We start from the raw sequence: 23,925 nt of genomic DNA on the forward strand, positions 1-23,925 counted from the left end.
CTTAAAGCAAATCAGTCCCACGGCAGCAGGATGGGATGGTACCTACAACGGTGCCTTGATGCCTGCCACCGACTACTGGTTCTTGGTGGAGTACTTTGAGGGGAATGCGCCGAAGGAATTTAGAGCGCACTTCTCGTTGAAAAGGTAGACTTTAGACGTTAGACGTTAGTCGTTAGTCGTTAGACTTTAGAATAAAAAGAGCTGCTCAGAAATGGGCGGCTTTTTTTACAATTAGAAAATTCATCATTCATCATTCATAATTCCTAATTCCTTTCCGCGCGAGGGGTGGCAGTGGAAATCCTTGCCGCAGCGCAGCGGAGGCAAGATTGCAACGAACGACCCGACCCCGAGGCGGTTAACCTCCATAGGAAGACGGGGGTGATTCCGAGGGGGCGCGCCCTAATGAATGTAGCAACCTACCTACCGGCTGGCAGGTGAGTCAAGCGGCGGGCAGGCTAGTGATTAGTGACTAGACTTTAGTCGTTAGACTTATGACTTACGACTTACGACTTATGACTTTCGACTTTAGACTTTAGACTTTCAAACAAAAAAAAGCGTCTCGGTGAGGAAACGCTTTTGGAGGCAACATACAAAATTAGGCTTTTGTTTCTGTTTTTTTATCGGCTTTTTTGCTCGCGCAACAGCCGCCTTTTTTCTCCGTACCACAGGCTTTCTTTTCTTCTGTGGAACACGATTTTTCAGTTTTCGCTTTTTTCTTTTCTTTCTTTTCTTGCTCTTGGGCTTGGCCACTTACCGCAACCAGTAAGGCTGCCGCAGCAAAGAAGGAGATCATTTTCTTCATACTTTATTTATTTTAAATTCATTTTCTAACTCAAAGATAGTAAATAAAGAGTGGAAATGAATGGCCTCCGCTCTTAATTCTTACTTAATTTTTGGGGTATTCAATACTCGTAAAAAAGAACCCTAAAAACGTAATCCGCTCATTACAAGCGTTTGGCCTCAATGGTTTGTATAAGTTGCTCTTTGGAAACCACCCCTGACTGCCGCCACAACAATTGTCCTTTTTGGTACAACAGTAAAGTGGGGACGCTTCGAACCTGTTGCATGGCTGCTAGATCTTGGTTTTTGTCGACATCTACTTTTAAAATAGAAACCGAATCTCCAAGTGCATCTTTGACTTCTTTTAAAACGGGGGCCAGCATTTGACAGGGCCCGCACCAGGTAGCATAAAAGTCAATTAACACGGGTTTATCTGCGTTAATGAGTTCGCCAAAACTACTATTCATGTCTTTCTTTTTTTAAATTCACCGCACAATTTCCTTGCATGCCGCATCCCCAATTGAATACCGCTTGGAGCAGGAAAAATAAACTTAGGGGCACAAAAATCCATTGGCGTGTTTCATAGGCATTGGCCAATAAAAATAGGGCAAATGCCAATCGCACTATGCGCATTACATGCCAATTGGTTAACAATCTCGTTTTCATTACTTCAACGTTGAGGGACAAACATACGCTGTCGTTTTGATGCCTGTTTGGCGTACCGCAGCAAATCCGCCTTTGATATCGATGACGTTGTGATACCCTCTTGCCTTCAAAATTGAAGCCGCGATCACGGAACGGTAGCCTCCTGCACAATGAATGTAAAACGAATCGTGTTTGGGAAATTCAGCCCAATGTTCGTTGATAAAATCCAAGGGCGTTGACGGTACATTTTCAATATGCTCGGCAGCATATTCGCCCGGTTTACGGACATCAAAAACTTGAATGCCTTCAGGCAGTAGGGTCTCTAATTGCGCCGCCGTTACAGCATTCAAAGTATCGTATTCTTTACCCGCATTTTTCCAAGCCTCAAAACCGCCTTGTAAATAACCTAGTGTTTGATCATAGCCTACACGTGCCAAACGGGTAATGGTTTCGTTCTCTCGTCCTTCGGGGGTGACCAGCAAAATGGGTTGCTTGTAATCTAGAATCAATGCGCCCACCCAAGGAGCGAATTGTCCATCAATTCCAATAAATATCGAACCGGGAATATGGCCGTTGGAAAAATCGTCTTGGTGACGGACATCCAAAATCAGTGCTTCGGTTTCTTGGGCGGCGACTTCAAATGCGTTGGCATCCAAGGCTTGGGCATCGGCGATGATGTTTTCGACATTTTCATACCCTTCCTTATTCAAACGCACATTCATCGGGAAATACGCTGGGGGTGGCAACAAACCGTCGGTCACTTCTTTGATAAATTCTTCCTTAGTCATATCGGCACGAAGGGCATAATTGGTTGTTTTTTGTTCGCCGATGGAGCCAATGGTTTCTTTGCTCAAATTTTTTCCACAAGCACTGCCTGCGCCATGAGCTGGGTAAACGATGACGTCGTCGGCCAGTGGCATAATTTTGGTGCGAAGGCTATCAAATAAAATTCCTGCTAAATCTTCTTGGGTCATGTCGGCTGCTTTTTGCGCTAAATCGGGGCGGCCCACGTCGCCCAAAAACAAGGTATCGCCACTGAACAAGGCATGGTCTTTTCCGTTTTCGTCTTTCAACAAATAACACGTACTCTCCATGGTATGTCCAGGCGTGTGTAAAACGGTGAGTGTAATAGTACCTATTGTAAAAACTTCTCCATCGGCAGCAACATGCGCTGTAAAGGAAGGATTGGCATTGGGGCCGAACACAATAGGAGCCCCTGTTTTTTCGGCCAACGTTACATGACCACTGACAAAATCGGCATGGAAATGGGTTTCAAAAATATATGTAATAGTAGCCCCATCATGGAATGCACGATCGATATAGGATTGTACTTCCCGCAACGGATCGATGATGGCCGCTTCGCCATTACTTTCGATATAATACGCGCCTTGAGCGAGGCATCCGGTGTAAATTTGTTCGATTTTCATACACGTAAACTAATTTGCTGTAAAACTACAAGGTTGATTTGAGTTATGCTGTAACCCTTGTTACAAATTTAACAAAATAAGAAGCACCGCTGTCGAAACGGTGCTTCCAAAAACTAAAAACAAAAAAAACACTCCCTACAACGTTTACAGGTTTGGCGAAGGTGGTGAATTTAACCACAAATGTTTCAGCGGAGCTCTGAACCGCCACTTTTGCCAAACCCGGGTTATAGCAAGTGGTTTTTGTCCACCGTACCTGCAAACCATTATCAGTATTGAGTTTCTGTGTTATTATTATCCCTTAAAGCTTACGATATTTTAAATTTCTCCTTTTAACCCATTTTTCTATTTCTACTGCCCAGAAAACAATACTTGATAGACCTATACAGATCAATAGTTCAATAATGGTTAAAGATTTTGTACGGAAAATGTCCTGTAAAAAAGGAACATAAATTACTGCCATTTGTAAAGCAAAGGTTAGTAGAACAGCTCTAACTAATTGTTTATTGCCAAAAACTCCTAGTTGAAATAGTGATTTCAAATCGCTTCTAATTGCCATGGCATGTCCCATTTGACTTATACATAATACTGTAAAAACCATAGTTTGCCATTTGTCATTTTCAAGGTGTGTAGCCCACACTTGTGTGACTAAACAAATTGCACCCATCAATAATCCAACCCAAAGTATATGAAGCCCTAAACCTTTAGAAAATACGCTTTCATCTGTCTTGCGTGGGGGTTGTTGTAAAATATTTTCTTCGGCAGGTTCAGCTGCAAATGCTAAACCAGGCAGTCCATCAGTTACTAAATTAATCCATAAAATATGAATGGGGATAAGGGGTATAGGTAAACCAATAAGTGGGGCTAAGAAAATTGTACAAATTTCTCCGCCATTACTGGTAAGCGTATATTTTATAAATTTCCTGATGTTTTCATAAATTCTTCTTCCTTCCTTTACTGCTTTTATGATAGTTGCAAAATTATCATCCAATAAAATCATTTGTGCCGCTTCTTTACTTACATCAGATCCTATTATTCCCATAGCAATACCAATGTTTGCTCTTCGTAAGGCAGGAGCATCATTTACTCCATCTCCCGTCATAGCAACAAAATGGTTTTTCTTTTGCAATAATTTTACTATTTGCAACTTTTGTTCTGGCGAAACTCGTGCATAAACTTTTATGTATTCAACTTCTTTTTCAAATTCTTCATCTGTATAACCTTCTAATTCTAACCCAGTAACAACTCTATCAGTTTTTTTATGAATTATACCAGTTTCTATAGCAATGGCATAAGCAGTTATTGGGTGATCTCCTGTTATCATTACTGGTGTAATGCCTGCTGAATGGCAATCTGCAATGGCCTGTTTTGCCTCCTCTCTCGGAGGGTCTATCATGGCAACTATACCAATAAAGTTAAGATTTTGTTCTGTATTTTGGATGGTACTATTTTCAGGTAATTTATCCAATATGTTAAAAGCGTAAGCCAAAACTCTTTTACCTTGTTGGGCAAATTGATTTACGGCTTTTGAAATTTCAGAATCATTATGTTTAATACAACAGTTCAAGACAGATTCTACTGCACCTTTTGTAACAGATATATACTTATCATTGATTGCGTAAATTGTTGTCATTCGTTTTCTTTCAGCATCAAAAGGTAATTCTAGAACACGATTAACGCTTTTCCATGATTCGCTATAAAGATTATGCTTTCTTGCATATTCAACAATGGCTATTTCAGTTGGGTCTCCTTTGAACTTGTTTGATTCATTGACAGAAACATCATGGTTGAGTTCCATAGCGAAGAGTAATAATTCTTCTGCGTTGAAGTTTTGAAATGGTGCTATTGAATTTGGTTGCCAAATGTCAGTAACAGTCATTTTGTTTTGGGTAATTGTGCCTGTTTTATCAGAGCAGATATAAGTTATTGAGCCTAATGTTTCTACTGATGGAAGTCTACGGATTAACGCATTATTACTTACCATTCGTTTAGCACCTAAAGCTAATGCAATGGTTATAATAGCAGGTAACGCCTCTGGTATAGCAGCCACTGCTACAGAAATTGCGGTTAGCAACATCTGTATGGGATCTTCGCTACGAAGTAAACCAACACCATACAAAACGGCACAAATACCAATTACAACAAAAGATAGTTTTTTGCTAAAATCTGCTAACCTTTTTTGAAGCGGTGTTTGGCTTTCGTCTTCCTGTAAGAGTTGAGCAATACGTCCTATTTCGGTACTCATTCCCGTTGCTACCACAATGCCTTCGCCTCGTCCATAAGAAACTATGGTGCTTTTGAATGCCATATTATTTCGGTCGCCAATTGGTAAATATTCTGATTGGAGTTCTTGGGTTAATTTATCTACAGAATGTGACTCCCCAGTAAGAGATGATTCCTCAATTTTTAGCAAATGAGTTTCAGAAAGACGTATATCAGCAGGTACAATATTCCCAGCTTCTAATATAACAATATCACCAAGTACTAATTCTGAAGAAGCTATTTCAATAATACTGCCGTTTCTGCGAACTAAAGAGTTTGATGCCGCCATTTTTTTTAAAGCAGCCATTGCTTTTTCTGCTCGATATTCCTGAATAAATCCTATTATGGCATTTAAGAGAACAATTATGAGAATTACAACCGCATCTTTTAAATGACCAATTACAATGGAAATAACAGCTGCAGTAAGCAGTATTAATATCATCACGTCATTAAATTGATTAATAAAGATTAACCATGTAGGTTTTTTCTTTTTTTCAACTAATTCATTTCTTCCATTTTCAAGCAACCGTTCTTCGGCAACAGACTGATGCAAGCCATTTTTGCTTGTGTTAAGCAATTGCAGGGTGTCATGAATAGACAATATGTGATGATTCATTTTGTGTTTTGAATTGGGTTATTAGCTTTTAGGTTACGCCTACGATCAACCACATATTTAGTGATATAATAAATAAATAATCCCGTTATAGCACTAACTATGGTAGAACCAATAATTAAAACATACCCAATTCTCGGTAAGTTTTTATACCAATTGTCATAATCAAATTGAATATCGGTTTTAATAAAATAGCTTCCAACTTTATAGCTTATTATTAATAAAAAAGGACTTGTTAAGGGATTAGAAATAAATGCACCTGATATTGCAGCTACTATATTAAAACGAAAGATTTTGTATAATAAAAGAGATAAAATTGTACTTAATCCAAACGTTGGGAATACACCCCAAAACGCCCCAATTGCAGCTCCTAATGCAATTTCATGAGCACTCCCTCTTGCATAGTATATTTTTAAAAAGCTAATCTTTGCTTTTCGAAAAATATTTTCAACAAAGTTACCTTTAACCGATTTCATTTGGAATATATCAAAACAGGCACTTTAGTGGTATAGGTAAGTTCAGCTGATTTACTGGGTAGAAAAATAGTCTCAAAAAAACTCTTTTCCCTTTTAGTAAACATGATTAAAAGTTCAGGCTTAGATTTGGTAATGTATTGGGAGACTCTTTCCATTAGAGATAATTCCAGATTATTTTTGACAATGTTTAGTTTAATGTCTTTGTATTCTTCTCTTTTTAAAAGATCTTTATCCCGTTCAAATTTGTTTTTGTCCAAAATGATAGATGAGTAATGCAATACATCTAAACCACACTTTACAGAGCCAGAAAATTTAGAAACCTTATCTATTTCTTTCTTTAGGTTTTCAAAATCAGATAAATAGGTTATTTTTTTTATTTGTCTAGAACGATAATGACTTGGTATTACCAACACTGGAATTTTAGAATTATTTACAATGTAGGATGTATGAGTGCCCATTATTTTTCTTAATACACCTGCACCTTGCGTTGCTATACAAATAAAATCTATTTTGTTTTTTTCGGCATATCTTATAATTTCTTTCTCGATTGAGATAGCAGAGTCAATAACAAATTTAATATTGGTAAACTTATCTTTATCTCGTCCAATTGTTGAAAAAACAAACTTTTTAAGCTCAGCCGTAAGTCTTTCTATTTCTTCTTGTTTATACAATTTAAAAAAAACATCACTCCATACAGTTGGTTTCATAAAATGGACAGAGTGGTAAAATGTTGCTTCTATTTCATTTGATTGCTTTGCAAGCATTTGAGCAAATCTAATTGCTCCTTTTGAGTTTGCCGAGAAGTCGGTAGTTATTAGTAGTTTCATATTTTTATATTTAATTGATGTCGTTAATTGATTTTCCATTGATAGACCACTCGACAATATTTTTTATAGTTGTTGCTGCAATGCCTTCAAGAGCTTCATGGGTTAAGAACGCCTGATGACCCGTAATCAAAACATTCGGATGAGAACGCATTTTTTCGAAGAGTTCGTCTTCTATTTGAGTATTGGAATGGTCGTAAAAGAAGATAGGTTTTTCATATTCATATACATCTAGTCCGGCAGTAGAAACAATTCCTTGGTTAAGGGCATCAAGTAAATCTTGCGTATTTACTATTCCACCTCTTGCCGTATTGATAAATACAACTCCATTTTTCATTTGTGAAAAAGTAGTCTTGTTAAACATATATTTGGTATCCTTATTCAATGGACAGTTTACCGAAATGACATCAGAATTTTTACACAAAGTTTCTAATGAAGTATATTGTACTTTGCATTGTTCAATTAATTCATGATCCTGTTCTATGTCATAAGCTAGTATTTCACAACCAAAACCGTGCATTATTCTAACAAATGCAGAGCCAATTTTCCCAGTCCCAACAACGCCAATGGTTTTATTATGAAGGTCAAAACCCACCAGTTTGTCTAGTCGAAAATCGTTTTGCTTCATCAGTTTCTGAGCCAATATTATTTTTCGATTTAAAGCCATTAATAATGCCACCGAATGCTCGGCAATAGCATAAGGAGAATAAGCAGGTACGTTGGCAACTTTTATATTTAGCTGTTTTGCTTTTGCCAAGTCAACGTGATCATAACCAACTGAACGGAGGGCTATAAATTTTACTCCATTATTACCTAATACATCCAACACTTCTGCGTTGGCTTTGTCCGAAGTAAAAAGTACAACAGCCTCAAATCCTTGTGCAAGATGAGCTGTATTTTCATTCAAAGGCAGCTCTGTGAACATCAATTCGTGTTTGCCTTGGGCTAATTTCTCTATCACTGGTTTGTCAAAACCGTGTATGCTATAAACTAGTGTTTTCATTTTGTCTCAATCTACTGATTTGTTTATTTATCGTTTGCAAAAATGGTTTTTCCTTGCTTTTATGTTTAAATTCAGGTCGGTCGTTTGTCATTTTCACGATCTTCCTACCATTGGCTACAACAAGGTTGTAGGACATGTATATTCGGACTTGGGAAGGTGCGTATGTTTGATTCCTCCAAATCCTTCGATTACATCGACAAAATTTTCAAATCCTTTACTTTTCAAAATGGATGCAGCCATCATACTGCGATAGCCTCCTGCGCAATACAGTACGAAAGGAATTTCTTTGGGAAACTCGGCCAAATGACTGTATATCGTTTGCAACGGAATAGAAAGCGACCCCACTACATGTTCGGCATCGTACTCGCTTTTGCGTCGGACATCAATTAAAATGGGATTATAACTCATGATGTAGGATTCCAACTGTTTGGCGGGTAGCCGTTCCACATAATCCAATTCGTTCCCCGAGAGTATCCAACTGCGTATGCCGCCTTTCAAGTACCCAACAGCGTGGTCGTAACCAACGCGTGAAAGTCGAATGATCGTTTCCTTAACCTTATCTTCATTTTCGGCGACAATTAATATAGGTTGCCGAATGTTGTGAATCAACTCCCCTACCCATGTTCCAAAACTTCCCTCCAAACCGATATTGATGCTATTGGGAATAAACCCTTTGGCAAATTCGGACGCGGGTCGCGAATCGATTATCACCGCTTGAGTTTCATTATCGACCATTTCAAAGGTTTTGGCGTCGTAGGCTTTTTGTCCCTGATGCAACACGTGGTCTAGTGCGGTGTACCCTTGTATATTCATCAACACATTGTCGGGAAAGTAACGCGGTGGTGTTGTCAACCCTGTCAGCAACTGCATCACAAACTCGTCTTCCGTAAGGTCGGGATTTAACGCATAATTGGTAGCTTTTTGATTCCCCAACGTCGCTGTAGTTTCTTTACTCATTTTTTTACCGCAAGCACTACCCGCACCGTGGTTGGGATATACAATTAAATGATCCGCAAGAGGCATTATTTTCTCGTGAAGCGAATGGTATAGCATTCGGGCTAATTTTTCTGGGGTCAAATCAGCGATGACATGTTGCGCCAAGTCGGGTCGTCCGACGTCGCCAATAAACAACGTATCGCCTGTGATAATTCCGTGACTCTTACCGTTTTCATCGATAATGAGGTAGCACGTACTTTCAAGCGTATGTCCGGGGGTATGCATTACTTTTACAGTCACCCGTCCTACCGAAAAGACTTGTTCATCTTTGGCAATTATGGCTTCAAATCCAGGTTTGGCCGTGGGACCGTATACAATCGATGCGCCCGTTTTGGCGGCCAAATCGAGATGGCCGGAAACAAAATCAGCATGGAAATGCGTTTCAAAGACATACTTAATTTTTGCGTTGTCTTTTTCTGCTCGCTCGATATAGGGAACTACTTCACGTAAAGGATCGAAAATAGCTGCTTCTCCCTCACTTTCCAAGTAATACGCCGCATGGGCCAAACAACCGGTATAGATTTGCTCTAACTTCATAAGAAATGAATTTAGACCAAAGGTAGCCAAGACAACCGTGTCAAAAAATGATAAATATCAGTTGGTTAGGAAGGAAACCCAATTTCTTTGATTAAAATGTAAATTCCCATGCACAGAACGAAGTAACCAAAAATGGTTTTCATTTTCTCCCCCGAAATCACTTTGGACAGACGATTTCCAATGACTACCCCCAGCAGTGAACACCCTGTAAAGGTGAGCATAAACGAATAATTGATAGGTTGTTGGGTTACATCACCAAGAAATCCGATTAATGATTGCAAAGCCACAATGAATAAGGAAGTTCCAATGGCTTTTTTGATGGGCGTATTGGCCAGAAACAATAAGGCGGGTACAATGAGGAAGCCACCACCTGCGCCCACAAATCCAGCAACGAAACCAATGGCTAAACCCACCAAACTTATGGTGAGCGGAGTAGCGGACTGAAGGGTTTGGGCTTCTTTTACAGGACGAATCATTTTCCACGAGGCTATAATCATCACAATTGCAAAAACAGTCATAATGAGTAAGCGTTTGGACAACGAAAAATGATCCGTTAGTTGGATAATTTCTGGAATAGAGGGCACTATGATTTTTCGGGTTAAAAATACAGCTACCAAAGTCGGCAGTCCGAAAGCGAGTACTTTTTTAAAATCGACTAATCCGTCTTTGGCCTTTTGAAAACCACTGACTAAGGCTGAAATGCCTACCACAAATAAGGAATAGGCGGCTGCCAATACGGGTTGGACTCCCATAACATACACCAATATAGGTACGGATAAAATTGAACCGCCACTCCCGATGAGTCCGAGGGAGATTCCCACTAAAACGGCCAAACCGTATCCGATAAGTTGATGTATTTCCATACGCAAATTTGACCCTTTTTACCGAAGAGTAGCGTAACCTTTGTTACCTTATAGCAATTCTATAGTAGCCCGGTGTAAACGAATACTTCCTTTATTTTCAAGGGCTTTCAGAATGCGAGAGACGACTACTCGCGAGGTGTGTAAATCATACGCAATCTCTTGGTGTGTAGATTGAATATCTTTGGATTGGGCAATCTTGGCCTTTTCCCGAAGATAATTGACAATCCGTTCTTCCATATTCAAAAATGCCAAACTATCGATGGTAGAAAGCATTTCTTTCAGTCGACTGTTGTAACTGTTAAACACAAAATTGCGCCAGGATTTATATTTTCCTAACCATTCTTCCATATAGGCTACGGGAATCATCACCAATGCCCCGTCTGTTTCGGCTACCGCCCGAATTTCACTTTTAGAGGTGCCCAAACAGCACGCCATTGTCATGGCACAGGTATCGCCTTTTTCAATAAAATAGAGCAATAATTCTCCTTCATCAAAATCCTCGCGCAATATTTTGATAGCACCTTCCAATAAAAGTGGCATTTTTTGAATGGTATCTCCGAAGTCAATTAATATGTCACCCTCCTGGAAATTACGCATGACAGCTACATGCGCAATGTCATGCAACAGTTTTTCTTCAAAAATAGATCCGTAGTGTTGGGTTAGTAAATCAATCATTTTTTGAGGTTTTTTTCATACAAGGATACCCACTGTGCAGGGGTCATTTTTTGACAAAGTTCACCAATCAACGTATAGGGAATAGCATCCATTTTTTTGAATCGAATGCAACTCTTGCCCATATCGAGTTTGGTTTTGCTATGTTTCGGGTATTCGGACACAAACCAATGCAAAAGAGGTTCATCAGCATAAATGCCCATATGGTATAGACTGATGGCGTTTTTTTGAGAAGCCATAGCGAGAAAAGGCAAGGGTTGGTCTTTGGCACAATGATAGCCTGAGGGATAAATGTCAAAAGGGACCACATAGGATAGCATTCCATATTGGATGGTTTCTTGAAATCCTTCGGGTAGATTTTCGACGATGCATTGACGTAAGTGCTGCATCACCTCGAGTCGTTCGGGCGGCAGTTGTTGAAGGTACTCTTCTGGAGTAACACTAGTTGAGGTCATGTTTTCCTTTTGGTTGATGACAACAAATATAACCGTTATTTTTCTTAGTTTTACCTCACCAAAAAAAACCAACCATGGCGCATAAAAATCCGCTCCGCAAGGATAAAACTTGTTTGAATTGCAATTATGTGGTGGAGCAACGGTTTTGTCCCAACTGTGGACAGGAAAATACAGATACGCGAAAAACCTTCTACCATCTTTTTGTGCATTTTTTTGAGGATTTGACCCATTATGAAAATGCGTTTTGGAAAACGATACGGAATTTAATTCTCAAGCCTGCTGCGCTCACCAAAGAATATTTATCGGGAAAAAGGCTTTCGTACTTAGCCCCCGTTCGGTTGTATATTTTTATCAGTTTTGTAACCTTTTTCATGTTCAACATCCTTGCCAATAAGGAAGAGCAATTGATAAAAAACGAAACCAAAACAGGCATCCTTAAAGACACGGTAAAACTTCCCGAAGAAGTTTGGCTGGAGGAAATTGCCAAAGACAAAAGAGCCCCAAAAGCCGTAGTGGATAGTTTGAAACAGTTTATTCGGCAAAAAAAAGAAAAAGATATTCTTGAGGACGACTTCATGAATTTTGGGTACCATTCGCTGGCTGAAATGGATTCCGTTCGTCAGAAAGATCCCGATGCGATCAATGCTTTAGAATATTGGATTAATAAAAAATCCTTTGAGGTCAAAAAGCGCTACCCCGCCTCCATGTTGCCCGAGAAGTTTAAACAATCTGTGATTCAAAATATCCCTAAAGCGTTGTTTTTGTACATGCCTATTTTTGCGTTAGTATTATGGCTTTTTCACAATAAAAAACGCTGGTATTACTTTGACCATGGTATTTTTACGCTGCATTATTTTTCTTTTTTATTGCTTATCAACCTTATCGTTTTGTTGGTAGACAGTATTCTCTCGGGAATTTCTTCCCATTTTCTGGTTGAGGGCATCAGTGGTTTTTTTGCGCTCATCGCCTATCTGTGGATGTTTTATTACTTTTTTCCAGCGCATCACCGATTTTATGGAGAAAGTCGGTTGATCTCGTTTTTGAAAAGTATGGCTTTGCTGTTCATCAATATGATTTTGATTAGTTTCCTTCTTGTCTTTCTTTTTGTTTATTCCTTTGTTAATATCCATTAATTATGAAAAAAATAGTTGTTAGTGCCTGGATATTTGGTCTACTTGTTGCGTGTGGCGGATCGTCGAATGCGCCTCAGAAGCCAACGAGTTCTACTCCAGCCAATGTAACGCAATACATGAAGACCATTACCGAGTCGGAATTGAAAACGCATTTAACCATCGTAGCTTCCGATGCCATGGAAGGGAGAGAAACCGGTAGTGAGGGTCAGAAAAAAGCGGGATTGTATTTAATTGAACAGTACCGAAAAAATGGCATTCCTGCCCCCAAAAACTATAATGGGTATTACCAACCCGTACCGGCTGCTTATTTGAATGCCAAATACAATGAAAATTTAGGCGATTCTGAAAACATACTCGCTTTTATTGAAGGCAGCGAAAAGCCTGAGGAAATTGTAGTGCTCTCTGCCCATTACGATCATGTGGGCATTAAAAACGGAGAAGTTTACAATGGTGCCGATGACGACGGTTCAGGTACCGTAGCCTTGTTGGAAATTGCACAAGCGTTTCAAAAAGCCAAAAAAGAAGGGCACGGTCCCAAACGGTCCATTTTGTTCTTGCATGTTACTGGCGAAGAACACGGGTTGCATGGGTCGCGTTACTACACCGAAAATCCATTATTTCCGTTAAAAAACACGGTGGCCGATGTCAACATTGATATGATTGGTCGTCGCGATGCGCTTCATGCGGCAGACGGTCGCTATATTTATGTCATTGGTTCCGACTATTTGTCGAGTGATTTGCATGCCGTGTGTGAGCAAGTCAATACCCAATACACCAAATTAGAATTGGATTATAAATACAACGATCGTAAAGACCTGAACCGATTTTACTACCGTTCTGACCATTACAATTTTGCCAAGAACAACATTCCCTCGGTGTTTTTGTTTAGCGGTGTCCATGAAGATTATCACAAACCCACTGATGATGTCGAAAAAATTGAATTTGATTTATTGGCCAAACGCGCGCAGTATGCTTTTGCTATTGTATGGGAAATTGCCAATCGAACAGACCGGTTGAAAGTCGACAAAACAGAACCCGAAACTAAAAAATAACCAAAAGCCCAATCAAGGGCTTTTTTTGTGACTACCGAAATCCGTTTTGGTAGGCTTGCAATAACGAATCCGAAAAAAACAATCCCGTATACGAATCATAGGTTTGTCGATTGGACGTTTCCATGGCTTGAAAGGCATTGCGGTATGAGGTTAGCTGCTCGGGTGTTAAAAGCGCCCGGTATTCCAGTTCGTGCCGTACCAAAAGTTGCATAAATTTGTTGGTCGCCGCCACATCGCCTTGCGAAATCATCAGGATGTATTCCTTATACATCTCGTGGTACTGTTTGATAAACAATTCTTTAAATACCGGATTCTGTGCTTCGGTATAGTTCACGATGCCAAAGGTGAGTTTCCCTTTGGTTTGCCAAAACATAGTTTCGCCTTTCTCATCGGGTTGTGCTACAAAATATTGAATCACGGCCAATTTCAGTTTGAGCGTACGATCGATTTCATCAGGAAGTTTGGATTTCTCGGAATGGGTGGCCGTAGTTGTAGTTTTGGGCGACTTTTTTTTCTTGGTTTGCACCTGTGTCTGCCCCCACAAAGGCAGTAAAATAAGGAATGTATAGAGGAGATATTTCATGATTTCGTTTTCTCAAAAGTATAAAAAGAAACGAATATAAACTAAAAAAGCCCTGAAAAATCAGGGCTTTAGGGTGAATGAGGGGTCTCGAACCCCCGACCTTCGGAACCACAATCCGACGCTCTAACCAACTGAGCTACAATCACCGTGTTGGGTGCAATCAAGGCCTAACCTCTTTTGCGGTTGCAAATATAGCGTAAAGATTTTCTCTTACAAAGATTTTTTAAAGAAAATTATTCGCTTTTCAAGTGTATTTCTCCATTCCCAGCAGGCTTGTGATTAAGTGGCTTGAATCCAAGGAAGTTAGAAATCAACCCCGTCCATTCCTCATTGATTCCGCAATGGAAATAAGCTATTGTTACTTAAATTAAATCCTGTAGCGAATGCACTGCCACGTAGCGTTCTACGGTAAAACCCTCAGCATGTTCAACACCCACAATGCGCCCTAAATCTTGAGCGCGGTACCGCACACTGTCCAAAAAATTTTTGGTAGCAATAGGCGTCTCGGGTTCTTTGGAGTTGGGGTCATAAAATTGGGATCCATAGGCCAATATAGACGCCATTTTTTGGTCCATATAGCCTGTAATATCCACCACAACATCGGGTTCAATCGGCTTCCATTGGATATAATGATAAACCGCTTTGGGTCGCCAAGCAAGTTGTACACTGCCCTCCCACTCGGTGACTATTTTTCGCAATCCTGATAAAAAACAAGCATCAGAAACCAACTTACTTCCTTTGCCATGATCGATGTGTCGGTCGTCGATGGCGTTGCATATCACGATATCGGGTTGGTATTTGCGAAGCAGCTGAATAATTTTCATTTGATGGGCTTCATCGTTGGTAAAAAAACCATCGCGAAAGTCCAAGTTCTCGCGCACATGAATGCCTAATATTTCTGAAGCTTTGGCCGACTCTTGGTTGCGAATTTCCACAGAGCCTCGAGTGCCCAATTCCCCGCGCGTAAGGTCTACAATACCCACTTTTCGTCCCAGCGCCACCTCTTTGGCGAGGGTTCCACTACAGCCTAATTCCACATCATCGGGATGGGCGCCAAAAGCAAGAATATCTAATTTCATGAGTTGATTTTTTACAAAAATAACGAATAATTATAAGGCGCGTTTTACGGTCATCGATTTGTTTACGGTTTCCATAAATTCCTGGGCTGGAATACTGCCGTCATTGATCCCGCAGCCTACATAAATAGCGACAACATCCTTTTCCCATTGCATACATCGTAAATTGACGAATAAATCGGAATCGCCCTCATGATAGGTATTGAAGTTTTTATTCCATTCGCCCAAATATCCAGCGTAGAACGAGCGATGATAGCCTTCGAACTCCTGGATAAACGCAAGGGCCTCTTGTTTTGGAAAACCACATACGGCGGGTGTAGGATGCAAGGCCTCTACTACCGTCGTCCAATCGCTTTTCAACACCCCTTGAATATCTGTTTTCAAATGCACCAAGGCTCCTGCTTCAACGGTGTAAGGAGCAGAAACCCTAAGCGATTCTGTGAGCGGTTGCAATTGTGCTGCGATATAATCGGTAACCAACTTTTGTTCTTGGATTTCTTTTTCACCCCACACAACGTCGGCGCGATTCGGTCCAAGTTGTGTGCCCGCCAACGCAACGGTATGCAGGGAATCGCCTTCTTTTTTTACCAGCTGTTCGGGCGTTGCGCCTATCCATATTCCCGTTTCTGGATGATACCATAGGTACCGAAACGCGGTTGGGTATAAGTTCAATAGCCGTTGAAAAACAGCAAAGACATCGGTATGGGGAGCCACCACATTCTCTTTGCGTGAAAGGACTACTTTTTGAAAAGTTTGTTGTTGAATGGCTTGAAGGGCTTTTGAAACCAAATGCTCAAAATGAACTTTATCCTCGGATGAAAAGGAGGGCGAAGTTACCGGCCAAGAATATTCAGTAAGGGAAAACGCAGCGGCATACAAATCACAGTCCGAATCCCGAAGCATATATTTGTTTTTTCCATCAAATGACACCATACAAAACCCTGATTCTAAAGCATTAAAGCAACTACTTTCTGCTGTTCGTTGAAAGAGTCCCAATAGCTTTTGTGTATTGGGTTTTGCATAACACACAAAGGGTTTTTGGTGCAAGAGCTGTTCCGAAACTTTAGCCGCAATCCAATCCATTAGCGTTTGGGTAAAATCATATTGGTCAATTTACACAAGGAAACGAGTTTATCATTTTCATCGACGATACGAATTTCCCACAAATGGATGCTGGCGCCTTTGTGCACTATTTTGGCTGTTGCGGTTACCGTTCCTTCGCGTTTGGATTTCAAATGATTGGCCGAAATTTCAATACCGCGTACTTCCTGTTTTTCGGGATTTACAAACATTATTGAGGCGGCACTACCCACACTCTCCGCTAAGGCCACTGAAGCACCGCCGTGTAATAATCCCATAGGTTGGTGCACCCTTGAGTTGACAGGCATGGTGGCCACTAAAAAGTCCTCACCTGCATCAACATACGCAATATCAAGCGTTTCCATTAAGGTGTTTTTGCTCCATTCGTTGCACAATCGAAGCATTTTTTCTTTATCGAACTGCATTTTTTAAAATTTGCGTTAAAAGTAGCCCATTTCCTCAAAAACAACAATGGTATTAACATAGAATAAACGCAGAAAAAAAACGTTATCCGCTTAACGAATTTGAAAACAAATCAACCAAAAATCTTATTTTTACCAAAATTCTCAATCCATATTATGCGCAAACTACTTTTGCTCTTCGCCGTTTTTACGAGTCTTGTTCTGACTTCCTGTCGGGATGATTTCGAATTTGAACCCAGTACGGTACAACTGCGATTCAATCGGGATACGGTCTATTTAGATACGGTTTTTACCAACATTGGCTCGAGCACGTATCGCTTGAAAGTCTACAACGACTCCGACAAAGACATCTCGATTCCCACCATTCAGTTGGGCAAAGGAGCTACCTCCAATTACCGCATCATGGTCGATGGAATGACCGGAGAGGATGGCGACAACAGTGGGATTGGAGATGGAAAAATCTTCCGAAATGTAGAACTTTTGGCCAAAGACAGTATGTTTGTTTTTATCGAAGTTACTTCCGATGTTGCTGACGCTAATCCTAGTGATTTTTTGTACACCGATGCCATCGAATTTCGCCATGCCAACAGTGTCGTACAAAAGGTTGAATTGGTGACCCTAATCCAAGACGCTGTATTTATTTACCCTGAACGCGATAACCAAAATGTGTATGAAACGATTTCATTGGGACTCGATGAAAACGGACAACCCATCGAGTTTATTGGGAGTAATTTAAGTGAAAACGACCCTGTCAACGGGGATGAATTGCATTGGACAAATCAAAAACCCTATGTGGTCTATGGATATGCTATGGTGCCCAATGGGAAAAATTTGGTGGTGGATGCAGGCGCTCGGGTGCATTTTCATGCCAATTCGGGATTAATTGTAAGTCAAAATGCTTCGCTTCAAATTAACGGTGCAGCACCGCCAGGCAATGACCCCAGTAATTTGAGTAATGAAGTTGTTTTTGAAGGTGATCGCTTGGAGAATATATACAGTGATGTTCCCGGGCAGTGGGGCGCTATCATGATTTTGTCAAAATTGAATACCAATAGCATCAACCACCTAACCCTTAAAAATGCTACCGTAGGGTTGTTGATTCAAAAACGACTCCCGGTGGGCGAAGACGACAGTCAGCAACCGCGGGTTACCCTTTCGAATACCCAAATTTACAATTGCGCCAATGTGGGAATTTTAGCGCGAGATGCCGTGGTAAATGGCCATAATGTTGTCATCAACAATTGCGGTCAAGCTTCGCTGGCAGCCACTTTGGGCGGATCTTATACTTTTGACCATTCGACATTCAACAATAATTGGAACAGTTCACGACAAGTGGCTGTATTGGTAAGCAACTACCTAGAAACTTCCGACACCGTGTATTTGAGCGATTTGAATGCCGCCAATTTCACCAATTGCATCATCTACGGCAGCAATCAAAATATGTTGCGCTTGGACAAATACAACGCAGGTACTTCAGGCGGTCCTGATGCTACATTTGCCTACCAATTTACCCATACCTTAATTCGCCTGAATAACACCAACAACAATCCGTTGTATTTACCCACCAATACGACCAATTTCACCAATTGCTATCAAGCGACCAACAGCCAAACCTTCAATCCGCGTTTTAAAAATAATGCACAAAATAAACTGTGGCCTACCGAGGATTTATCGTCCACGATGCCCGCGATCACTTCTTCATTCACGCAGGATATTTTGGGCAAATCGCGTACCACGCAAACCTGTATTGGGGCGTATCAATTTATTCTCAATCCGTAACTACACACCTCCTTCGGGAGGTTTTTTTTTGTCAAAAACCTGTGAAAAACTATTTGACAGGCATTTGCTTCCCTTTGGTGTTTGCCGTACCTTTGCGAGACAACTTACAACAACACAACAATGATTCATTTTTTCGGCAACGAAACAGGAACTAATTACGCAGTTCAGTCCACTACTCCATTATCTGAAACGACTTTACAAAAATTAAACTGGCTATTTGGCGGTACCCACAAAATTGACCAACTCGAAATCGAAGGTCCCTTTATTGGTCCGCGGGCAACGATGGTTACCCCTTGGAGTACCAATGCGGTTGAAATCACCCAGAATATGGGTATTGAAGGGATTGTACGTATCGAAGAATTTCACAAAGTAATAACCGAAAACCCGCACTATGATCCGATGCTATTGCAACCGTATGCGCGTTTGGATCAATCGGTTTTTACCATTGCAGTGCAGCCCGAACCCATCTTAGAAATTGAAGATATTGCAGCGTATAATCAGCAAGAGGGATTGGCGCTAAGCGATGAAGAAGTAACCTATTTGAATCAATTATCGGAAAAATTAGGACGAAAGCTAACCGACTCCGAAGTGTTCGGCTTTTCACAAGTCAATTCAGAACACTGTCGTCATAAAATTTTCAACGGCACCTTTATCATTGATGGTGTCGAAAAAGAAACGTCCCTTTTCAAATTGATTAAAAAAACCTCGGCAGCCCATCCGAATACGATTGTTTCGGCCTACAAAGATAATGTCGCCTTCATCCAAGGTCCAGTGGTAAAACAGTTTGCGCCTCAACGGGCAGATGTGGCTGCTTTTTACACCAAAAAACCCTTTACCTCGGTACTTTCGCTCAAAGCGGAAACCCACAATTTCCCAACGACTGTTGAGCCTTTTAATGGCGCTGCAACAGGTTCTGGAGGGGAAATACGGGACCGCTTAGCGGGTGGTCAGGGGTCGCTCCCACTGGCTGGAACGGCAGTGTATATGACGGCGTATTCCCGACTTACAGCCGATCGCCCATGGGAAAAAGGCATGGAAGAACGAAAATGGTTGTACCAAACGCCGATGGATATTTTGATTAAAGCGTCCAATGGGGCTTCAGATTTTGGAAATAAATTTGGCCAACCCTTGATTACGGGGTCGGTGCTTACCTTTGAACATGAAGAAAAGGGTCGAAAATTAGGCTATGATAAAGTCATTATGCAAGCGGGAGGAATTGGGTATGGCAAAGCCGAACAGGCTCAAAAACACGAACCCCAATTGGGCGACCAAATTGTCATTCTTGGCGGTGATAATTACCGAATTGGAATGGGAGGTGCGGCGGTTTCATCGGCTGATACGGGTGCTTTTGGATCGGGCATCGAATTGAATGCCATCCAACGTTCAAATCCGGAAATGCAAAAACGGGCAGCCAATGCCATACGCGGTTTGGTAGAAAGCGATCACAATCCCATTGTTTCCATTCACGATCACGGGGCGGGAGGACACCTCAACTGTTTGTCCGAATTGGTCGAAGCTACTGGAGGTCGCATTGATTTGGACCAATTGCCGGTAGGCGACCCTACCCTTTCGGCTAAAGAAATTATCGGCAACGAATCGCAAGAACGCATGGGCTTGGTGATTGGTGTAAACGACCTTGATACCTTACAACGCATTGCTGAGCGGGAACGAGCGCCTCTTTTTCCCGTGGGAACCATTACCAACGATCATACGTTTACCATTGCAAGTGCCACTACAGGCGAAAAACCAATGGATTTGGCTTTGAGCGATATGTTTGGCAGCTCCCCCAAAACCCTGATGACCGATACCACAATTGCCCGTCACTATGATGCTATTACCTATTCGATTGACCATATTCACGACTATGTGCACCAAGTGTTGCGATTGGAAGCGGTGGCCTGCAAAGACTGGTTAACCAATAAAGTGGACCGTTGTGTAGGCGGACGGGTGGCCAAGCAACAATGTGCGGGTCCTTTGCAATTGCCGCTCAATAATGTGGGCGTTATGGCCTTAGATTTTGAAGGAAAAGAGGGAATTGCCACCAGCATTGGTCATGCCCCTATTGCTGCCTTAATCGATCCCAAAGCGGGAAGTCGTAATGCGATTGGCGAGGCGTTGTCGAATATTGTTTTTGCGCCTTTGGAAAACGGCTTAAAAAGCGTTTCCTTGTCGGCCAACTGGATGTGGCCCTGCAAAAACGAAGGGGAAGATGCGCGCTTGTATGAAGCCGTGGAGGCCTGTTCCGACTTTGCCATTGCCTTGGGAATCAATATTCCAACGGGGAAAGATTCCCTGTCCATGAAACAAAAATACCCCAATGGCGATGTATTGGCACCTGGCACCGTGATTATTTCGGCGGCAGGGCATTGTTCATACATTAAACAAGTGATTGAACCCGTAGCCAAGCGTCAGGCGGGATCATTATATTATATTCCGCTTTCGCAAGACCACTTCCATTTGGGTGGTAGTTCATTTGCTCAAATTCATGCTAAAATTGGATCCAAAACACCTACGATTCAGGATGCAGCGTATTTCAAAACTGCCTTTGAAACGATTCAACAATTGATCAAAGCAGGGGCTATTGCTGCAGGTCATGATGTAGGAAGTGGTGGACTCATTACAACCTTACTTGAAATGTGTTTTGCAGACGTCAATTTGGGTGCCACATTGAGTTTGAACGCCTTTGCAGAGCAAGATGTGGTGAAGATTTTATTCGCTGAAAATTGTGGCCTTGTACTTCAGGCGCAACAGGATGCGGTTTTTGAAGCGGCTTTTGCCAAAGAAGGGCTGACCATTTATCCTTTGGGGCAGGTTGTTTCTGGGGAGACCTTAACCCTTGACACGTTGACATTTGATATTCCAGCCCTGCGAAAAGTTTGGTTTGAAACCTCCTATTTGTTAGACCTAAAACAAACGCAAAACAACAAAGCGCAAGAGCGTTTTACCCATATTTTTGAACAACCCTTACATTACCAATTTCCAAGTCATTTCACAGGGAAATTACCGGTTGCTCCCGCCCAACGTCCCAAAGCAGCCATTATTCGTGAAAAAGGAAGTAATTCCGAGCGTGAAATGGCGCATGCAATGTATTTGGCTGGATTTGACGTAAAAGACATTCACATGACCGACTTGATTAGTGGCCGTGAAAATTTGGAAGACGTGCAATTTATCGGTGCAGTAGGTGGATTTTCAAATTCGGATGTATTGGGCAGTGCCAAAGGGTGGGCAGGAGCATTTTTGTACAATGAAAAAGCGAATACGGCGTTGAAAAACTTTTTTGCACGACCCGACACCCTATCGGTGGGGATTTGCAACGGATGTCAGTTGTTTATGGAATTGGAACTGATACATCCCGAGCATGCGGTTCATGGGAAAATGCACCACAACGACAGCCGCAAGCACGAGAGTATTTTTACCTCCGTGACCATTCAAGAAAATAACTCGGTGATGTTGTCAACCTTGGCGGGCAGTACCTTGGGCGTTTGGGTTTCGCATGGTGAAGGAAAATTCCACTTGCCCGAAGCAGAGCACCACTACCCTATTGTAGCCAAATATGCCTACGAGGGGTATCCTGCCAACCCGAACGGTTCGGATTATAACACCGCGATGTTGTGTGATAAAACGGGACGTCATTTGGTAATGATGCCACACATTGAACGTTCGATTTTCCCTTGGAATTGGGCGTATTATGGTACCCATGAAACCCATGAAGTAAGTCCATGGCTTGAGGCGTTTGTGAATGCACGCGTATGGATTGAAAAAAAACAAGGATAATATACCCAAGGGAGGCCCTATTGCATTGGTAGGCTTTCAATGATTAAAGTGCAACTAAAAACTATGTCTTATGTCTATGTTCCGTTATTGTATTGGCCTTTTTATGTTTTTCACCATGTTTGCTACAGCACAAGCGGTGAGAGAAATTGAAACAGAGGCTGGAAAATTATTTATCACAACAACCAATGAATATCCCATTTTTGGCACCTATCATTTTAAAGAAGCCGAACCCATTGTAGAATTGCAACGCGGAGGCACGGGTATGTATCAATTGCACGATTCGCCCAAACGCCCAATAGAATGGGGGTTGGAATGCTCGGATAGTGGCACGTTAAAATCGGTCAAAGGCTTTGACAACCTCAAATATTACTTATACTACCGTTTCACTGATACCGAACCCGATGGCAGCACACCCGTGTGGACCCGTGTGGAAATGACCGTTCACCTCAATGCCGGAAAGATTTTCATCAATGGCGAACGGATGAAACTGTTTACGGCCAAAGAGGAGAAGAAGAAGTAGTGATTAGTTCCGAAACTTCGGGGGTGAATAGTGATTGATGACTAGTGACTAGTGAATAGTGACTAGTGAATAGTGATTAGTCCCGAAACTTCGGGGGTGATTAGTGAGCCCCCTAACCCCCAAAGGGGGAGTGATTAGTGATTAGTGATTAGCCTCGAAACTTCGGGTGTGAATAGTGATTGGTGACTAGTGACTAGTGAATAGTGACTAGTGAATAGTGATTAGTCCCGAAACTTCGGGGGTGATTGGTGAGCCCCCTAACCCCCAAAGGGGGAGTGATTAGTGATTAGTGATTAGCCTCGAAACTTCGGGGGTGAATAGTGATTGGTGACTAGTGACTAGTGACTAGTGAATAGTGACTAGTGAATAGTGACTAGTGAATAGTGATTAGTCCCGAAACTTCGGGGGTGATTGGTGAGCCCCCTAACCCCCAAAGGGGGAGTGATTAGTGATTGGTGATTGGTGATTGGTGATTAGTGATTAGTGATTAGTGTAACTATTGTACCATGATTATTTAGTAGTGTACTATTTAAAAAAACGAATGGGAACAAATAAGAGTTGCGTTTTCAACAAAAGAAAAAGTGAGGCAAAATGGTAGTAAAAAAAAACGCATGTAAACAAGCTTACGGCACTTTAGCAACAATCCTTTGACACCTTCCCTATTCTCAGCTGCTGAACGAATGTTGCGAAGCATAAAATGTTTATTTTGTACAAGTTATTCCATCAATTATTCCGCTTCCCGCTCCTAAATATAAATAATGTGCGTTTGGATATTAAGTAGTCATTCCTTAAAAAGCCACTATTTTAAATTTCGATGGCTATGGTCTAATTAATATACGGTAAATTTATTATGTTTTTAAATTCATACCATGCGGAGAATGATGTAGCTATTAACAACACGGTTTTCTTTAGCGGACTTTGACTTTCATTTATGATTGATTTTAGCGCATACCAAT

22 protein-coding genes and 1 tRNA gene are annotated in these 23,925 nt (G+C 41.4%); 6 read left to right on the forward strand and 17 right to left on the reverse strand.

Annotated features, from left to right (window positions below; genetic code table 11):
* The first annotated feature begins 10 nt into the window (after positions 1-10).
* Positions 11-148, forward strand: coding sequence for a T9SS type B sorting domain-containing protein (locus O9316_RS10930; protein ID WP_298203681.1), 138 nt, complete (start codon positions 11-13; stop codon positions 146-148).
* Between the two features lie 447 nt (positions 149-595).
* On the opposite strand, the gene O9316_RS10935 is transcribed toward O9316_RS10930, so the two are convergent.
* From O9316_RS10935 to O9316_RS10990, 12 genes are all read right to left on the reverse strand, one after another.
* Entirely contained in the window at positions 596-802 is a 207-nt protein-coding gene (locus O9316_RS10935) for a hypothetical protein (RefSeq protein WP_298205545.1), read from the reverse strand.
* A 142-nt stretch (positions 803-944) separates the two neighbouring features.
* Complete coding sequence (gene trxA, locus O9316_RS10940) at positions 945-1,247, reverse strand: thioredoxin (protein ID WP_298205546.1); 303 nt, start codon at positions 1,245-1,247, stop codon at positions 945-947.
* Entirely contained in the window at positions 1,240-1,446 is a 207-nt protein-coding gene (locus tag O9316_RS10945) for a hypothetical protein (protein ID WP_298205547.1), read from the reverse strand. The genes trxA and O9316_RS10945 overlap by 8 nt, the downstream gene beginning before the upstream one ends.
* Positions 1,446-2,852 (reverse strand): MBL fold metallo-hydrolase, encoded by a 1,407-nt coding sequence (locus O9316_RS10950; protein WP_298205548.1) that lies wholly within the window; start codon positions 2,850-2,852, stop codon positions 1,446-1,448. Before O9316_RS10950 ends, O9316_RS10945 begins: the two co-directional genes overlap by 1 nt.
* Before the next feature lie 298 nt (positions 2,853-3,150).
* Complete coding sequence (locus tag O9316_RS10955) at positions 3,151-5,727, reverse strand: cation-translocating P-type ATPase (RefSeq protein WP_298205549.1); 2,577 nt, start codon at positions 5,725-5,727, stop codon at positions 3,151-3,153.
* Complete coding sequence (locus O9316_RS10960) at positions 5,724-6,200, reverse strand: DUF2062 domain-containing protein (RefSeq protein ID WP_298205550.1); 477 nt, start codon at positions 6,198-6,200, stop codon at positions 5,724-5,726. Before O9316_RS10960 ends, O9316_RS10955 begins: the two co-directional genes overlap by 4 nt.
* The gene (locus O9316_RS10965; RefSeq protein WP_298205551.1) at positions 6,197-7,027 is read right to left on the reverse strand and encodes a universal stress protein; all 831 of its coding nucleotides are present in this window, start codon (positions 7,025-7,027) and stop codon (positions 6,197-6,199) included. Before O9316_RS10965 ends, O9316_RS10960 begins: the two co-directional genes overlap by 4 nt.
* Before the next feature lie 10 nt (positions 7,028-7,037).
* Positions 7,038-8,027 carry a 2-hydroxyacid dehydrogenase gene (locus O9316_RS10970; RefSeq protein ID WP_298205552.1) on the reverse strand — a complete coding sequence of 330 codons (990 nt, stop codon included), beginning with the start codon at positions 8,025-8,027 and terminating at the stop codon, positions 7,038-7,040.
* Between the two features lie 114 nt (positions 8,028-8,141).
* Entirely contained in the window at positions 8,142-9,560 is a 1,419-nt protein-coding gene (locus O9316_RS10975; protein WP_298205553.1) for an MBL fold metallo-hydrolase, read from the reverse strand.
* A 65-nt stretch (positions 9,561-9,625) separates the two neighbouring features.
* Positions 9,626-10,423 carry a sulfite exporter TauE/SafE family protein gene (locus tag O9316_RS10980; protein WP_298205554.1) on the reverse strand — a complete coding sequence of 266 codons (798 nt, stop codon included), beginning with the start codon at positions 10,421-10,423 and terminating at the stop codon, positions 9,626-9,628.
* 48 nt (positions 10,424-10,471) lie between these two features.
* Complete coding sequence (locus O9316_RS10985) at positions 10,472-11,098, reverse strand: Crp/Fnr family transcriptional regulator (RefSeq protein WP_298205555.1); 627 nt, start codon at positions 11,096-11,098, stop codon at positions 10,472-10,474.
* Positions 11,095-11,550 carry a DUF1801 domain-containing protein gene (locus tag O9316_RS10990; RefSeq protein WP_298205556.1) on the reverse strand — a complete coding sequence of 152 codons (456 nt, stop codon included), beginning with the start codon at positions 11,548-11,550 and terminating at the stop codon, positions 11,095-11,097. The genes O9316_RS10985 and O9316_RS10990 overlap by 4 nt, the downstream gene beginning before the upstream one ends.
* Positions 11,551-11,624: 74 nt before the next feature.
* On the opposite strand from O9316_RS10990, the gene O9316_RS10995 reads away from it, so the two are divergent.
* Together O9316_RS10995 and O9316_RS11000 are read left to right on the forward strand one after the other, a co-directional pair.
* Positions 11,625-12,683 carry a DUF3667 domain-containing protein gene (locus O9316_RS10995; RefSeq protein WP_298205557.1) on the forward strand — a complete coding sequence of 353 codons (1,059 nt, stop codon included), beginning with the start codon at positions 11,625-11,627 and terminating at the stop codon, positions 12,681-12,683.
* 2 nt (positions 12,684-12,685) lie between these two features.
* Entirely contained in the window at positions 12,686-13,735 is a 1,050-nt protein-coding gene (locus O9316_RS11000; RefSeq protein ID WP_298205558.1) for a M28 family metallopeptidase, read from the forward strand.
* 31 nt (positions 13,736-13,766) lie between these two features.
* Here O9316_RS11000 and O9316_RS11005 read toward each other — a convergent pair whose 3' ends face one another.
* The 5 genes from O9316_RS11005 to O9316_RS11025 form a co-directional block, all read right to left on the reverse strand.
* Positions 13,767-14,318: a hypothetical protein gene (locus O9316_RS11005; RefSeq protein WP_298205559.1), complete on the reverse strand. Its 552-nt coding sequence runs from the start codon at positions 14,316-14,318 to the stop codon at positions 13,767-13,769.
* Positions 14,319-14,389: 71 nt separating this feature from the next.
* Positions 14,390-14,465 (reverse strand) — tRNA-His (locus tag O9316_RS11010).
* A 215-nt stretch (positions 14,466-14,680) separates the two neighbouring features.
* On the reverse strand, positions 14,681-15,397 hold the full coding sequence (bshB1, locus tag O9316_RS11015; RefSeq protein ID WP_298205560.1) for a bacillithiol biosynthesis deacetylase BshB1: 717 nt from the start codon (positions 15,395-15,397) through the stop codon (positions 14,681-14,683).
* A gap of 30 nt (positions 15,398-15,427) precedes the next feature.
* Positions 15,428-16,477, reverse strand: a complete 1,050-nt coding sequence (locus O9316_RS11020) for an isochorismate synthase (protein WP_298205561.1) — start codon at positions 16,475-16,477, stop codon at positions 15,428-15,430.
* Positions 16,477-16,899, reverse strand: a complete 423-nt coding sequence (locus O9316_RS11025; RefSeq protein WP_298205562.1) for a hotdog fold thioesterase — start codon at positions 16,897-16,899, stop codon at positions 16,477-16,479. Before O9316_RS11025 ends, O9316_RS11020 begins: the two co-directional genes overlap by 1 nt.
* A gap of 153 nt (positions 16,900-17,052) precedes the next feature.
* Between O9316_RS11025 and O9316_RS11030 the strand changes: the two genes are divergently transcribed.
* From O9316_RS11030 to O9316_RS11040, 3 genes are all read left to right on the forward strand, one after another.
* Positions 17,053-18,675, forward strand: coding sequence for a hypothetical protein (locus O9316_RS11030; protein WP_298205563.1), 1,623 nt, complete (start codon positions 17,053-17,055; stop codon positions 18,673-18,675).
* Positions 18,676-18,795: 120 nt separating this feature from the next.
* Positions 18,796-22,449, forward strand: a complete 3,654-nt coding sequence (gene purL / locus O9316_RS11035; RefSeq protein ID WP_298205564.1) for a phosphoribosylformylglycinamidine synthase — start codon at positions 18,796-18,798, stop codon at positions 22,447-22,449.
* Positions 22,450-22,519: 70 nt separating this feature from the next.
* Positions 22,520-22,969: a hypothetical protein gene (locus O9316_RS11040; RefSeq protein ID WP_298205565.1), complete on the forward strand. Its 450-nt coding sequence runs from the start codon at positions 22,520-22,522 to the stop codon at positions 22,967-22,969.
* Positions 22,970-23,925: the final 956 nt, after the last annotated feature.

This window comes from Flavobacterium sp., from assembly GCF_027533505.1.
Lineage (GTDB): Bacteria > Bacteroidota > Bacteroidia > Flavobacteriales > Flavobacteriaceae > Flavobacterium.